The organism is Psychrobacter sp. T6-5, from assembly GCF_052258485.2.
GTDB lineage: Bacteria > Pseudomonadota > Gammaproteobacteria > Pseudomonadales > Moraxellaceae > Psychrobacter.
The window spans coordinates 2,368,311-2,384,181 of record NZ_JBQQEY020000001.1 but is presented as its reverse complement, the minus strand read 5'-3'; the positions used below and the strand labels follow the sequence as shown (position 1 = coordinate 2,384,181).

General features: G+C 42.8%; 14 protein-coding genes. 4 read left to right on the top strand and 10 right to left on the bottom strand.

The features are described 5' to 3' along the window. The first annotated feature begins 356 nt into the window (after positions 1-356). The 3 genes from ACTXGK_RS24780 (at position 357) to ACTXGK_RS24770 (ending at position 4,476) form a co-directional block, all read left to right on the top strand. On the top strand, positions 357-2,555 hold the full coding sequence (locus ACTXGK_RS24780) for an ATP-dependent helicase (protein WP_443515121.1): 2,199 nt from the start codon (positions 357-359) through the stop codon (positions 2,553-2,555). A 276-nt stretch (positions 2,556-2,831) separates the two neighbouring features. Beyond that, a complete protein-coding gene (locus ACTXGK_RS24775; RefSeq protein WP_443515123.1) occupies positions 2,832-4,079 on the top strand; it encodes an NAD(P)/FAD-dependent oxidoreductase in 1,248 nt (415 codons plus the stop codon). 58 nt (positions 4,080-4,137) lie between these two features. Continuing rightward, complete coding sequence (locus ACTXGK_RS24770; RefSeq protein WP_055124581.1) at positions 4,138-4,476, top strand: RidA family protein; 339 nt, start codon at positions 4,138-4,140, stop codon at positions 4,474-4,476. 190 nt (positions 4,477-4,666) lie between these two features. Here the strand turns inward: ACTXGK_RS24770 and ACTXGK_RS24765 are convergent, their stop codons facing one another. After that, positions 4,667-5,479: an enoyl-CoA hydratase gene (locus ACTXGK_RS24765; protein ID WP_443515125.1), complete on the bottom strand. Its 813-nt coding sequence runs from the start codon at positions 5,477-5,479 to the stop codon at positions 4,667-4,669. 190 nt (positions 5,480-5,669) lie between these two features. Further along, entirely contained in the window at positions 5,670-6,170 is a 501-nt protein-coding gene (locus ACTXGK_RS24760) for a lactoylglutathione lyase family protein (RefSeq protein WP_101205448.1), read from the bottom strand. Between the two features lie 107 nt (positions 6,171-6,277). Between ACTXGK_RS24760 and ACTXGK_RS24755 the strand changes: the two genes are divergently transcribed. Continuing rightward, positions 6,278-7,147: a LysR family transcriptional regulator gene (locus ACTXGK_RS24755; protein ID WP_443515127.1), complete on the top strand. Its 870-nt coding sequence runs from the start codon at positions 6,278-6,280 to the stop codon at positions 7,145-7,147. A 95-nt stretch (positions 7,148-7,242) separates the two neighbouring features. Here ACTXGK_RS24755 and ACTXGK_RS24750 read toward each other — a convergent pair whose 3' ends face one another. The 8 genes from ACTXGK_RS24750 to ppsA all read right to left on the bottom strand — a co-directional run bounded on the left by ACTXGK_RS24750 (position 7,243) and on the right by ppsA (position 15,675). Continuing rightward, positions 7,243-8,379, bottom strand: a complete 1,137-nt coding sequence (locus tag ACTXGK_RS24750) for a glycerate kinase (protein WP_443515128.1) — start codon at positions 8,377-8,379, stop codon at positions 7,243-7,245. 112 nt (positions 8,380-8,491) lie between these two features. After that, a complete protein-coding gene (locus tag ACTXGK_RS24745) occupies positions 8,492-9,847 on the bottom strand; it encodes a GntP family permease (RefSeq protein WP_443515130.1) in 1,356 nt (451 codons plus the stop codon). A 332-nt stretch (positions 9,848-10,179) separates the two neighbouring features. Next, entirely contained in the window at positions 10,180-10,419 is a 240-nt protein-coding gene (locus ACTXGK_RS24740) for a hypothetical protein (RefSeq protein WP_443515132.1), read from the bottom strand. Positions 10,420-10,740: 321 nt separating this feature from the next. Beyond that, on the bottom strand, positions 10,741-11,247 hold the full coding sequence (rplI, locus tag ACTXGK_RS24735) for a 50S ribosomal protein L9 (protein WP_201599665.1): 507 nt from the start codon (positions 11,245-11,247) through the stop codon (positions 10,741-10,743). Positions 11,248-11,267: 20 nt separating this feature from the next. Further along, the gene (gene rpsR / locus ACTXGK_RS24730; RefSeq protein WP_010198808.1) at positions 11,268-11,498 is read right to left on the bottom strand and encodes a 30S ribosomal protein S18; all 231 of its coding nucleotides are present in this window, start codon (positions 11,496-11,498) and stop codon (positions 11,268-11,270) included. A gap of 16 nt (positions 11,499-11,514) precedes the next feature. Continuing rightward, on the bottom strand, positions 11,515-11,919 hold the full coding sequence (gene rpsF, locus ACTXGK_RS24725) for a 30S ribosomal protein S6 (RefSeq protein ID WP_101205443.1): 405 nt from the start codon (positions 11,917-11,919) through the stop codon (positions 11,515-11,517). A gap of 273 nt (positions 11,920-12,192) precedes the next feature. Then, positions 12,193-13,176, bottom strand: a complete 984-nt coding sequence (locus ACTXGK_RS24720) for an RDD family protein (protein ID WP_522910078.1) — start codon at positions 13,174-13,176, stop codon at positions 12,193-12,195. 114 nt (positions 13,177-13,290) lie between these two features. Beyond that, positions 13,291-15,675: a phosphoenolpyruvate synthase gene (gene ppsA / locus ACTXGK_RS24715; protein WP_443515136.1), complete on the bottom strand. Its 2,385-nt coding sequence runs from the start codon at positions 15,673-15,675 to the stop codon at positions 13,291-13,293. Positions 15,676-15,871: the final 196 nt, after the last annotated feature.

Below are 15,871 nucleotides of genomic sequence, written 5' to 3'. Positions count from 1 at the left end.
ACTCAGCTTGTTTGAAATATTAGTCAAATAGTAAATCAAAATTGGGCACATTGTAGCAAATTTACCGGAATAGGGGTGATGTTGTTACGGTATATGCTTAGGTTTTTACTCAGCGATGGTAGGTGTTTTTCTATTAAGGTTAGGATATGTCAAACGCTAAAAAGTGAATACGATTGATTGTTCCTTATTTAGATAAGTTGTGTTCGATTTGGTATTCAGTATTTTTTGCTATAGTAAGTTATCATAGATAAATAGTGGCATCAGGCTCACAAACAGTAAGTGCAATCTGCTGGCTGGATTAATTTTTTTTAAACAATCAGCTCGCTCCAAAACAAAATGTAAGGCAATATCCGATAATGACAACCTCGATTTTTGACACACGCCGCTATAAATATCCACAAAACTTCCTTGAGATGAAGCCTAAACTTGCTCGACTTGAGCAGGCCATCAAAAAGCTAGAGGCAAACCTCATTGATGCTAATGATCAAGCAAACACAAAGTTGTTGATGCAAAGATTGGATAGTCATTTAGGGTTGAAAGTAGACTATGCCAGTGAGCTCAATCCCGATCAGCTCATGGCTGCCACTACTATCGAAGGTAAAGTGTTGGTGATTGCGGGTGCAGGATCGGGTAAAACCAAGACTTTGACCTATCGCACCAGCTATCTACTAGAAAACGGCGTGTCGCCTAAAGAGATATTACTACTGACTTTTACGCGCAAAGCAGCAAACGAAATCAAAGATCGCGCTAAGTCTTTGCTGGCAAGTAGTCCTTCAAATCAAGAGCTATCTGATGATGCATTGGCCGAAGATAAGCTGCCAACAGACAAGGCCTTAAACAGTATCACTAGTGGCACCTTTCACTCATTTTGCAATATGCTGCTGCGTCAATACTCTGGTCTACTCGGTATCAATCCACGATTTACGATTTTAGATACTGGCGATAGTGAGGATGCCATCGATTTGGTACATAAAGAAAAAAAGTATCCCACGCAAACCAAGTCACAGGCCTTTCCGCGCAAAAAAACGCTGCAAAATATCATATCGACGTCTAGAAACAGACGGATTCATATTCGTGACCTAATCGAGACTAATTATCCTGATATTGCCGTACACATTCCTATCATCGAGCAATTGGCAATCGATTTTCATGAGTATAAGCGCGCCAATCACTTATACGATTTTGACGACATTATCAGTCAAGTGGTACGTCATCTAAAGACCAACGACACCTTTAGACAGCGACTACAAAACACCTATCGCTATGTCATGGTTGACGAATATCAAGACACCAATATTCCACAAAAACAGCTGATTGATTTAATATGTGAACCTGAGTCGGTATCGCTAATGGTCGTTGGCGATGACAATCAAAGTATTTATGCCTTTCGCGGGGCAAACTACGAAAACATTTTACTGTTCGGCGAGACGTATCCCAATGCCAAACTTATTAAGCTTGAGCAAAATTATCGTAGTACGCCGTCTGTTCTAAACTATATCAATGCTCTGTCAGCGCAAATTACCTTGGGCTATCAAAAGCAGCTTTACTCTGACGCGCCTATAGCAGGCGACAAGCCAATATTTCGACGACTCAGCAACGAGACAAAAGAAGCGAGCTATATCACTAATAAGATCATCGCGCTAAAGCCAGAGTATGACTACAACGACTTTGCTGTATTGTGCCGCACGTCGTTTCAGTCCAACTATGTGCAGCTAGAATTTATGGCGCGCAATATTCCCTTTATCGTGGTAGGCGGTATTAAGTTCATTGAAAGACGCCACATCAAAGACGTGTTGGCATTTGTCAAAATCCTCTATAACCCGAACGATACGATTGCTTGGCACCGCATCTTGACCTTGTTCAAAGGAGTAGGCGCAGTCACCGCGACACGGTTGACCCAAGCCATTACTGCTGACAATAATGCGTTTGAGCCGCTACTAGCAGCGCCGTTTGCCAAAAAAAGCGATCAGCTGAAACCGCTTTACCACACGCTCACCAATGCACAGCAAGCAGAGACGGTCGAGACAGCCATTGAGCATATTCTTGAGTTTTATACTCCAGTCTTGAAGCTGATTGAAGACAATTGGCGTGAGCGTACCGAAGACTTTCGGGTGCTAAAGAACTTAGCGACAGAACACGCTAGCCTCGATAGCTTTTTAGAAAATCTCGCGCTTGACCCACCTAATGATTCTGTCGCGGTCATGGGAAGCTCTGACGATGGACAAAGTAAGGATAAAGTCACGATCTCAACCATTCATAGTGCTAAGGGGCTTGAGTGGCCAGTGGTATTCGTTAACTCGTTGGTCGATGGCATCACGCCGCATCACCGCTCGCTGGACGACTTTGAAGCATTAGAAGAAGAGCGCAAGCTGTTTTATGTGGCTTGTAGTCGTGCAAAAACTCAGCTGTATCTGACCGCGCCGAATTATTTTTCTAGTTATTCTGGATACTTTGACATGGCCTCACGCTTCATTGCAGAGCTATCTGCTGATGAAGTGGCAGTAGAGACGGTAAAATCGCCTATCAAGGAAAATGATGATCCAATGTGGTGGTAATTTTTCATTGTCATTAACAATAAATTTTGTTCTAAATTTTTCAGCTCACTTTGCTTCATTTTCGTTACTAATTCGCCACTAAATAGTGGCTTCATACGCCAACTATTCCTTTTAAAAATGACCTGCAAATAAAGGTATAGCTAAAAGTATTTAATAGTAAAAATATTTTTCAGATAAGGGTTTAATATTGAGCACAATGCGTTACTATTACCACCTAATTTGGTTAGACCTTTATATTTGATACTCTGTATTAACACCCTAAGAAAAGGATAGGTTATGCGCTATGAAGTTATCGTTATCGGTGCAGGTATGGTTGGCACGTCAATCGCGTGGCATCTACAAAAAAATAACTCAAATGTATTACTCTTAGACAAGAAATTGCCAGGGTCAGAGACCTCATATGGCAATGCAGGATTGATTCAGCGCGAAGCGATTCATACGCATCCTTTTCCGCGTCAGCTGACAGAGATGATCCGAGTATTGCCGAACCAAGGTACTGATATTCGCTACCGTATTCCAGCGATTCTGCGTTATCATCAAGCGCTGCTGCAATACTGGAAATACTCTACGCCTGCGTCTGTCAAAAAAATCGAGTCAGAGTGGCAGACGTTGATTGAGCATTGTACTAGTGAGCACCAAACCATGATTAGCGCTTCTGGTGCTGATGAGCTCATTACTCGTGATGGTTGGTTACAGCTACATCGCTCAGAAGAGACGTTCAAAGAAGCGCAAGCATCCGCCATTGATGCTCGCAACCAAGGGGTTGAGCATAACGTACTGAGTCTTGAAGAGCTAAAAGCAATGGAGCCTCGTGCTAATTTCGAAGGTTTTGTTGGTGCCATTCATTGGTTAAATTCATGGCAAGTATCAAACCCAAGCTCGCTCGTAAAAGCCTACGCAAAAAACTTCCAAGACATGCAAGGTACGATCAAAGAAAATGACGTAAAAGAAATCGTCCAAGAAGCGGACGGCTGGAAAGTTATCACTGATAAAGATACGTATTATAGTGATAAATTGGTCATCGCAGCAGGCCCTTGGTCTAATGATTTGATCAAACCACTTGGTTATAACTTGCCATTGTTCCCAATGCGTGGCTATCATCAGCATTTCAAAGTGACGGAAAAAAACACAATCCATCACAGTATGTTTGATATGGACAAAGGTTTTGTCATGGGGCCAATGCAGCAAGGTATTCGTATCACCACGGGTGCTGAGATGACTACTATGAATGCGCCAAAGAACTTTGGTCAATTGCAAACCGTATTGAAGCTTGCTAAAAAAATCTTGCCATTGGAAGATGCAGTAGAGAGCGAGGCATGGGCAGGCTCACGTCCTTGTATGCCTGACATGAAGCCAGTCATCGGTCCTGCTGATAAGCATGACAAACTATGGTTCGCATTTGGTCACAGCCATCAAGGCTTTACCTTAGGGCCAATGACAGGGCGTCTGGTTGAAGAGATGATTCATGATAAGCCTGCATTGGTCGATCTTGCACCATTTAGCGCTCAGCGTTTTTCTAACTAAGCGCGCGTTCAGCAGTTTTAGTACAGACTTAAATTAATAAATGAAAGGTATAGATATGATTAAGAAGCTACATAGCAATCAACGTATGAGCAAAACCGTAATCCATAACCAGACGATCTATTTGTGTGGTCAGGTCGGTAATGCAGAAGACGATATCAAAGCGCAAACGTTGACTTGCTTGGAAAAAATCCAAACGCTATTAGAAGAAGTTGGTAGTGATAAATCAAAGCTACTATCAGTCACAGTTTGGATCAAAGACATGGCAGACTTCGCTGCTATGAATGAAGTCTATGACCAGTGGTTTGAAGGTATTCAGCCACCAGCGCGCGCATGTGGCGAATCAGCGCTTGCGCGTCCTGAGCTATTGGTTGAGATGATCGCTATCGCTGCTGAGTAATAAACGGCTCGCAGTACTTGTAGTATCGGTATTAACTAGAAATAGAAAAGGCCATGATAGCGATATCATGGCCTTTTCTATACGTAGCAATAAGCCAACTCGATTATTGAAAAGGAATATGCTAGCTTTTTAATCCAAGCACACGCCGTATAACGTCAGCGAAGCAATACAATGATTAATACTATATGGACTAACACCCTTTCCATACTGCTTGGCGTTTCTCAATAAAAGCATCAATCCCTTCACCCACATCGTCTGCCATCATATTGCAAGTCATTACCTCACTGGCATAGTCATAAGCGTCTTCGACACTCATATCCAGCTGTTTGTAAAACATATCTTTGCCAGTTTTTACTGCTACTGGAGACTTGGTAGTAATGGCCGTTATCAGTGATTGTAGTGTTTGATCTAACTGCTCTGCTGACGAAACTCGATTGATCAATCCATATTGCAAGGCAGTATGTGCATCGATAAATTCACCTGTAATCAGCATCTCAAATGCTTGCTTACGGGGCAAATTACGACTGACGGCAACGGCAGGCGTAGAGCAAAAAAGTCCAACGTTTATCCCAGAGGTGGCAAATTTTGCATCATCAGCGGCAACGGCCAAGTCACAAGCGGCGACCAGCTGACATCCTGCGGCTGTGGCAATGCCTTGTACTTTTGCGATAACAACTTGCGGCATACGATTGATAGTAAGCATCATTTTGCTACATTGCTGGAATAAGGCGCGATGAAACGCTTCATCGTCGTGGGCGCGCATTTGTTTTAGATTATGACCAGCACAGAACGCCTTGCCCGTCGCTTGAATAACCACCACTCTGATCGTATCGTCTTGAGCGATATTGTCCAGCTCTGCTTGCATGGCAGATAGTACTTTAACGGACAGGGCATTGAATTGTTTGGGTTGGTTTAAGGTCAGCGTGACTATGCCACTTTCTTTATTGTCTTCTCTAATAACCAGAAGGTCGTCTAGGTCTAAAGTAACGTCAGATTGAGTCATTTATCATCCTTGATAATGGGTTATTTGATTTGGCTAATGCTACTATTTATAAAACTATATAAATAGTAGCATGGCTCATATTCTATACAATAGATGGAGCACATAGAAAGCACACAAAAAAAATAGCGCACTCAGGTGATGAGTACGCTATTGGTTTTTTAGTTAGATATAAGCTGCATTTATGATGAGCTTAGTATGCGCCTTCGCTATAGATAAGCTCGTAGCTGTGGCTATAAATTTCAACAATATTACCGAACGGGTCTTCCATATAGATCATGCGGTAAGGTTTTTCGCCAGGGTAGTAGTAGCGTGGTTTTTCCATACGCTTTTTGCCGCCTGCTGCAACCATACGCTCAGCCAACTCTTCAACATTTGGATCTTGAACGCAGAAGTGAAAGATACCTGTTTTCCAGTATTCAAAGTTGTTTTCAGGGTTTTCTTGATTCTTGAATTCAAAAATCTCAACACCGATACGGTCACCAGTAGATAAGTGAGCGATGCGGAAACTGCCCCAACCTGCACCGAATACTTCAGTACACATCTCACCGATCGGGCTATCATCTTCGACAATCTCAGTTGGTTCCATGATGGTGTACCAACCCATCACTTCAGTATAAAATTTTACGGCGGCATCTAAGTCAGGGACTGACAGACCGATGTGCGAAAAGCTTCTTGGATAAACGTTGTTCATAGCTTGTGCTCCTGTTTGCTGTACGCTTGTTTAACGTGAGTCCAGTATACAAATACGGATTGATTATGTAAAATTATCAAATATTATATAAATAAGTATGAAACGTAATGATAAATATCACATGGCTACGCACCTTTTGCACGCTTGCTGAAGTTGGGCACTTTACCCGTACCGCTGAACGTCTATATATGACGCAGTCTGGTGTGAGCCAACACATAAGTAAGTTAGAGGAGCAACTAGATACGGACTTGTTGATTCGTCAAGGAAAGCAGTTCTCATTGACCAATGCAGGTGAGCAGCTTTATAAAGAAGCAGGCGAGATACTGCAGCGATTATCAAATTTAGAACAGCGAATCGGTGAAGATCCGCCTTATGAAGGATTGGTGCGTTTGATGTCACCGGGTAGTGTGGGCCTCAAACTATATCCGCAGCTTTTGACACTACAGCAACAGCATCCAAAACTAGTGATTGATTACCGTTTTGCTCCAAATTCTGATATTGAGCGGGCGCTGGCAAATCACGAGATTGATATTGGCTTTATGACAGATATCTCAGACGATGAAACGGTTAGCTGCAAGCCTATGGCTCAAGAAGCATTGATACTAGTAACCCCTGTGGCTACAGTAGAGCCTAGTTGGGAACAGCTTATCGAACTTGGATTTATTGATCATCCAGATGGTGCCCATCATGCAGGCATGCTACTGACTGCCAATTATGATCAATTCCAGCATATTAATGATTTTGAGAAAAAAGGCTTTTCGAATCAGATAGGGTTAATCTTAGAGCCCGTCAGCAGGGGAATAGGTTTTACTGTTTTACCAGCACATGCAGTGGCTGCTTATCCAAAGCCTGAGCTGATTAACAGTCATTATCTGCCAGTTGCCGTTAGTGAGACGTTATATCTTGCAGTCAGACGACAGCAGGCACTTTCTAATAGAATGCATACGGTCATTGACGAAGTAAAAAAATGGCTATAGACATGTTAAGAATGATACATGCACAGCTAGCAAAGAGTTAATAAAACGCTCAATAGCTGCGCATTTAGTGGAGGAGGCTTATTGATAGATTGCGACTATTTTAAAGTCTGCCCAAGTTTGATACTTGCAGCGATATTAGCAGCAGTAGTTTCAATATTGTTATAAGCAGAGCCCAACACATTATCTATTGTATCGACTTTTTGGATACTTGGCATAACCACATCGAACTGACTGGTCTGAGCAGGTTTTAGTCCATCGACGCTGCCGCAGATAGCGATGACAGGTGTACGGCTAGCCTTAGCGATTTGGCTGATGCCGCCTGCCACTTTACCCATGGCGGTTTGCGCATCGAGCTTACCTTCGCCAGTGATGACGAGATCAGCCTCTGCGATATGCTGTGACAGGTGAGACACTTCGGCAACTGTATCAAAGCCTGACTTTAGCTGAGCTTTAAAGAACGTCATCATCGCATACCCAAGACCACCAGCAGCGCCAGCGCCTTCAACGTATTGACAGTCTTCGTAGCCATGCTGTCCACATATGGTAGCAAAGTGACTGAGCGCTTTATCTAATGTATCGACTTGCTTTGGACAAGCGCCTTTTTGTGGGCCAAATACCGCGCTCGCCCCAAGTAGACCACAGAGTGGATTGGTCACATCACAAGCAACTTCAAATACCGTGTCTGATATCTTTGCATGAAGGCTAGTATTATCGAGCTTATGCAAGTTGGCAAGTGCGCCACCACCATGAGTGAGTAAGCTGTCATTTATATCATGAAATGTGATGCCTAGCGCCATGAGCATGCCAAGGCCTGCATCATTGGTTGCGCTACCACCTAAACCGATAACGATACGCTTAGCACCTTCTGCTAATGCATCTTCGATCAGCTCCCCAACACCATAGCTACTCGCAATAACGGGATTACGCTCATCAGCTGTCAGTAGATGCAATCCACACGCTTGAGCCACTTCGATAACCGCAGTTGCGTCAGGCAATAACAGATACTTTGCCGTAATCGGTCTCATCAACGGATCATGTACTCTGACTTCTTTCCAGCGCCCGCCCAATACATAAGACAATACTGCTGAAGTCCCTTCGCCGCCATCAGCCATTGGCAGTAGCTTATAGTCAGCATCTGGAAACACTGTGCTAAAACCAGATTGAATAGCATGGCACACATCCAGTGCTTCTAAACTTTCTTTAAATGAGTCAGGGGCGATCAAAATTTTCATACGGCTCTCTTTGAATATCGTAATGACACGAACATTGCGATAGTGTCATGTTTTAAAACGTTTACTTAGCAATAGCCAAATAAACGTCTGTAGAAATACCCACTCTTATGTATTAGATAAACACTAGCGTCAACAACCAGATAAATACGATGCTAGTCACACCTTGGATACCAGTGGCCATTGAATGAGCTTTGTACGCTTGTGCCACGCTCATGCGACTGAACTGGCTAACAATCCAAAAGAAGCTGTCATTGGCATGTGAGATGGTCATGGCACCAGCACCAATTGCCATCACGCAGAACACGCGTCCAAGTTCACTGTCTAGGCCGATCTGACTCAATAGTGGGGCAACCATAGCAGAAGTCGTAACCAATGCCACTGTGGTCGAGCCTTGTGCTGTTTTTAGCGCAGCAGAGACGATAAATGGCATAAAAATATCTAAACCCAAAGCAGATAGCGTCGAACCTAGATAATCGCCAATCGGCGTCACTTTTAGCATGGCACCAAATGCGCCACCAGCACCAGTGATCAATAGGATAGGGGCTGCTACTACCAAACCTTGCGAGATACTATCGCTGATTTCTTGCGTTTTTTGGCTTGATTTAATCAAGAAAAACGATAAGAACAAACCGATAAGTAGCGCAGTCAATGGGTTACCAATGAATATTAAAATCTCTGCTAGCGTACCACTACCGAACGGTGCGCTTGGGAAGTTAGCAACCGAAGACAGGCAGATTAATATGATAGGAACAATGATAGGTAAAAACGCCATTGTCGCTGAAGGCAGATGACTATAATCGTCACGAGTCTTCATTCCTTCAGGCATGGCTGCTGGAGCGTCTACCGCATTGATATTATCAGGAGTCGCGTTAAGAAAGCGATTAGACCACCACCAGCCAGCCAGTACAGCAACTGCTGTCACGACCACACCAACCATGATAACCAAACCTAAATTGGACTCTAGACCTAAGTTACCTGCCGCCGCGATTGGGCCTGGGGTCGGCGGTACAAAGGTATGGGTAGCATATAGACCAGTGGCCAAGGCAATACTCATCGCGACACTTGATACATGTAGGCGCTCAGCCAAAGACTCTTTTAGAGAGTTCAAGATAATATAGCCAGAGTCACAAAATACAGGTATCGAAACGACAGCACCGACGATAGACATGGTCAAAGTAGGGAAGCGTGGCCCTAGTACTTTGATGACTGACTCTGCCATTACGATAGCAGCACCCGTTTTTTCAAGGATTAAGCCAATAATCGTACCAAATACGATAACAAGACCGATATAACCTAAGATACCACCGAAACCATCAGAGATCGTTTTTGCGACCGTATTAAGTGGTACTTGATAAAATAGTGCGACCAAAAAAGCGGACAAAATTAACACTAAAAAAGGATGCCACTTTAATTTTGCGGTAGCGAAAATAATAAAAAGAATGGTCAGCACAAGCCAAAATACAATCATCACTGTCTCAATATGGTTTATATCTTAATGAGTTATTCACGCAAACAGGCATCAATAACGATACGAAATTTTGAAGGGGCATATTTTATAGCAAATAGGCGTCACTAGGAAATACATTTGTCAAAGAGATGCTGTTTGTTATGGCGATATGAACATTTTCTGATGAGAGTAGTGGCATTCTTGTGCTTACAGAGTTATCGCTTTTTCGATTTTCAAACCGCATTTAACCAAGGTTTTTCACTAAAAAAAGACTGACCACTATAGATGGCCAGTCTTTTATAAAGTATCGCTTATTTTATTTGTTCAAGATGAGTTTTTATATAAATTCCAATCTAAGCAATCTTATCGAAGAACGCTTTATTGTCAGTGGCTATCATAGAATCGAAGCTTACGTAGATACCTTTATCATCTAGCGTTGCATACCAGTGATCATTATCGCCGCTGGTCAGTATTTGAAAGTATTTATCATTAACGATTCTACCTACCGTATAGATCTCACCCTCTGAATAGAAATCGTTACCTTTGACACAAAGTAGTTTATCGTCAGTGTTTATTTCATCAGTGTTGGTCATATTAAAGTACTCTATCAACGAAAAGTATAAAAATAGAGCATGAACTCTACTCGTTATGGCGAATACAATTATATAGACAGTATCTTGTTGGTTGGTATAGCGTTTTTAAGTGAGTTGTTGCAATTAGTTACTGCAAGATATCATGCTAACAAATAGTATTGAATACAGCTTTTAGTAATCGACTGATACTTACAAGGCATCAAGAAAACTCTGATGTAATGCGAAAGTATTATGATCACATGTATAAAATATCGACATAAAAAAAGCCAGCAACACAAGGTCACTGGCTTTTTTATAGACTGAGTCTAACTATCTGAAAGATTACTCTTCAGAATAATCTTCGTCAGCTTCTTCTTCGTCAGCTGAATCTTCGTTGTTACCATCTTCAGAAAGAATAGTAACTAAGATGCTAGCAGTAACGTCATGGTGTAGCTGAATATCAACATTGTATTCGCCAACTTGACGTAGAGTGCCTTCAGGTAGCTTGATTTCAGCACGGTCTACTTCTAGACCTGAGTTAGTCAATGCTTCAGCGATATCACGAGTACCGATAGAGCCGAATAGCTTGCCTTCGTCACCTGATTTCGCACGCATGATAACATTAACGTCAGTTAGTGCATCAGCACGCTCTTGAGCAACTGCGATCTCTTTTGCTTCTTCAGCTTCAAGCTCAGCACGACGTGCTTCGAACTTTTCAATATTAGCTTTAGTCGCAGGTAGAGCGCGGCCTTGAGGGATAAGAAAGTTACGACCGTAACCTGGTTTTACATCGACAGTTTCACCGAGTTTACCAAGGTTGACGATACGCTGTAACAAAATAATTTGCATGAGTCATTCCTAGTTAGCGGTTAACCTTGATGGTTATCAGTGTATGGAAGTAGCGATAAATAACGAGCTTGCTTGATAGCAGTCGCTAGTTGACGCTGATATTTAGTAGACGTACCGGTAATACGGCTTGGTACGATTTTGCCATTATCACTAATGTACTGTTTTAGCAATTCAACATCTTTATAGTCGATGTGAGTGATGCCTTCAGCAGTGAAACGGCAGAATTTGCGACGGCGATAGAAACGTGCCATGAGTATTCTCCTTTAATTAGTCTTCACTGTTGTCGTTGTCGTCATTATCGTTTTCACGATTGTCTGGACGACGAGTAGTTGCTTTGCGTGCGCGTTTTTCATCGGCATTCTTGGCTAACTGCGACTCTTCAGTGACAGCTTCGTCACGGCGCATAACTAGACTACGAATGATCGCGTCGTTATAGCGGAATAATTCTTCAAGTTCAGCCAAAGTCTCGCCGTCAGTTTCAATGTTGAAAAGAACGTAATGAGCTTTGTGAATCTTGTTGATTGGATAAGCCAGTTGACGACGGCCCCAATCTTCTAGACGATGGATAACACCGTTGTTGTCTTGAACTAACTTGATGTAGCGCTCAACCATGCCAACCACTTGGTCGCTTTGGTCTGGGTGTACAAGTAACACCAGTTCGTAATGTCGCATTATGACTCCTTACGGATTAGTAGCTATTAACCCTATGTTAATAGCAAGGAGATTTATAAGGTAAGCCCACGTTCTTAAAAATATAGTAAGAAATAAGCTTAGTTTATAAAGCGCCGTATTATAACAGTACTTGGCGATTAACACAAAGGTTAATAACCAAGCGGCTGTCAATAAAGTTGAGAAATCATATAATTATTGTGTTTACTCAATAAAAAAGCTGCGATCATACGCAGCTTTTTTATGACTATTATGAATTATATGGTTAAAAAACATTTACTCAGATTTTGATTTCTTTACCAGTTGACTGCTGTCAGCTTTGACCACTAAGGTTTTGGCAAGTTTGTCATGCCAACCAATATTTTCAGTGCTTTTTGATGCCATGTAATAATGAATGGCAATAATCACAAAACCTAAAAAGCTAGTAAACGAAAACAGTAGATTATAGATAATAAACAACAGTAATGTACGTGTGCCGACAAGCTTAATAAACGAGGGTAGACGATGTGTGGTCTGATCCACCACTCGAATACCAGTGATTACTTTGCCTAGTGATTGACCACGCATGGTGATAAATACCAGCTGCAGTGCAAACAAGCCAAAAACCATGACTTGCGACATCATGAGCGTGCTACTAGGAAGGCTTTCCATCAATGTCATTGAGTATTGATAAGCAGCATCCATATCTTGAATGTTTTGGAATTTGGTATAGTCCACATCCATTTTGGTCAATGCCATTACTAATGGCAATATGGCCAATACATACAGCAGCCCATTAAGCGCAGTCGCCAATACTCGCGACATAATCGGGGCAAGTACCACGTTGCCAACGGTTTTATCTTTATCTGTGGCAGCCTTCTTAATAGTCGGCTTGCTTAATGATACATTGTTGTGCGGCGTCTGATGACGATTGGTCGTCATATCGGCCTTCACATTTTTAGAACGTTCAGGCTTGCCATATAGTCTATCTAATGATACTGAGTTATTATCTTTAGCACTACTGGTCGTCTCCTCAGGAAAGACAGTCACATTATTGATAATAGAATCATTCGCATCAGGGGTAGTGGCACCAGTCGGCCGATAAACCGTTTGATTATTGGTCACATTTCCTACGCGCTGCCACTGATCTAAGCCTTCATGCCAGATTAAATCATCAAGCAATACTTCACCTGATGCCAGCATGATATTAAGCTGTTCCAAATTGTATGGACCAGCTTGTACGTTATTTCGAGCAAGGAAAATCTGCATAATTGCCTGCATAGTTAGTCATGTCTTAAGACATTATATTAGGGTCTATTTGAAAAAATCAAATAGACCCTAATAGTGGTATCTTTAATGACTGTGTGAGTTACCGCTTCGACTGAACGTAACGGTTTACTTTGCTTCTTCACCAGCTAGGAAGAACCAAGTATCTAGCACAGAATCAGGGTTCAATGATACCGAGCTGATACCTTGCTCCATTAGCCAGAACGCTAGATCTGGATGGTCTGATGGGCCCTGACCACAGATGCCGACATATTTGTTTTGCTTACGGCAAGCGTCGATAGCCATAGTGAGCAATTTCTTAACCGCAGGGTCACGCTCATCAAATAGATGTGAGACGATACCTGAGTCACGATCAAGACCAAGCGTCAACTGAGTCAAATCGTTAGAGCCGATTGAGAAACCATCGAAGTACTCTAGGAACTCTTCTGCTAATAGCGCGTTGGTGGGTAGCTCACACATCATGATGATGCGCAGACCATTTTCACCGCGTTTTAGACCGTTTTTCTCAAGTAACTCGATCACTTGTGCCGCTTCGCCAGTGGTGCGGACGAATGGAATCATAATCTCAACGTTGGTCAAGCCCATCTCATCACGAACACGTTTTAGCGCTTTACACTCAAGCTCAAAACAGTCACGGAAGTTATCAGAGACATAACGGCTAGCACCGCGGAAACCAAGCATTGGGTTCTCTTCTGATGGCTCATACAGCTTACCACCAAGCAAGTTGGCATATTCGTTTGATTTGAAATCTGACATACGAACGATAACTGGCTGATCCATAAAGGCAACGGCTAGGGTTGAGATACCTTCAACCAATTTATCAACATAAAAGTCAACAGGTGAGGCATAGCCTGCGATACGCTCTTGAATGGCTTGTGAGATCTCACGTGGCAAGCTGTTCATGTTTAGTAGCGCTTTTGGATGCACACCAATCATACGGTTGATAATGAACTCAAGACGCGCAAGACCAATACCTTCGTTTGGCATTTGGGTGAATGAGAAGGCGCGATCTGGGTTACCAACGTTCATCATGACTTTGAATGCAAGCTCTGGCATAGATTCAACAGAGTTAGTCTGCACTTCAAAATCAATCTGGCTTTCATAAATAAAACCAGTGTCGCCTTCAGCACAAGATGCAGTCACTTCTTGACCGTCAACCAATAGCTCAGTGGCGTTACCACAACCAACGATGGCTGGCACACCTAGCTCACGCGCGATAATCGCTGCGTGACACGTACGACCACCACGGTTGGTAATGATGGCAGAAGCGCGCTTCATGACTGGTTCCCAATCTGGATCAGTCATGTCAGATACAAGAACATCGCCTTCTTCTACTTTGTCCATCTCGTTTAGGTGAGTAACGATACGGACTTTACCTGAACCGATGCGCTGACCGATTGAACGACCTTCACACAATACTTTTGCCCCAGTCGTGTCGATGACATAACGCTCCATGACATTGCTGTCTTGACGGCTCTTAACGGTTTCAGGACGTGCCTGAACGATAAAGATTTCACCGCTGTCACCGTCTTTTGCCCATTCGATATCCATCGCGTGGCCATAATGCTGCTCGATCGTGACCGCTTGCTTGGCAAGAGAGGTCAGCTCTTCAGTAGATAAAGAGAACTGCATGCGATCTTGTTTTTCAACATCGACCGTTTTCACTGATTTTGCGGTGCTGCCTTCATCACCATAAACCATTTTCTTGTGCTTGCTGCCTAGGTTACGACGGATAACAGAAGGCTTACCATCGGCTAGCAGACGTTTTGAGATGTAGAATTCATCTGGGTTAACCGCGCCCTGTACAACCATTTCACCTAGGCCATAGCTTGATGTGATGAACACGACTTGATCAAAACCGCTTTCGGTATCTAGCGTGAACATAACACCAGCCGCACCAGTCTCTGAACGTACCATACGCTGTACGGCAGCAGATAGTGCAACGCCTTCGTGCTCAAAACCTTTGTGTACACGGTAAGAGATGGCACGGTCGTTGTATAGCGAGGCAAATACTTCTTTAATAGCAATTAGGACGTTATCAATACCGCGAATGTTCAAGAAAGTTTCTTGTTGACCAGCAAATGACGCATCTGGCAAATCTTCAGCAGTCGCAGAAGAGCGTACAGCAACAGCGATGTCTTCGCCGCCGCTCATGGTTTCAAATGATTCGCGTACTTCTTGCTCAAGATCTTTTGGCAGTTCTTGCTCGATAATCCACGTACGGATTTTTTTACCAGTCGCCGCAAGCTTATTAACATCATTGACGTCCAATGTGTTTAGCTCACTGTTGATTTTTTCTAGTAAACCTGTTTCTGTCAAAAAGCGATTGAATGCATTTGAAGTGGTGGCAAAGCCGCCTGGAACACTAACGCCTAAATCAGAAAGATGGCTGATCATCTCACCAAGTGAGGCATTCTTGCCACCAACCATTTCGATGTCGTCTTTTCCTAGCTGATCAAGATTGATTACAAGTGCTGTAGATTGCGCTGCCATGATAACTCCAGAAAATAAGGTTATTTAGTAAAGATTATAACGGTGAATTATACCGCCATATTAGGAGGAATTCGAGGGGTTTTACCAAAAAACTTGTTAAAAATACACAAATTGTAGGAATTGCCATATAAATTAAGGCAAGTTTCTAAAGATATTACCTTTAGCAAGATAAAAAATATCAGTAGTAGAGATGATG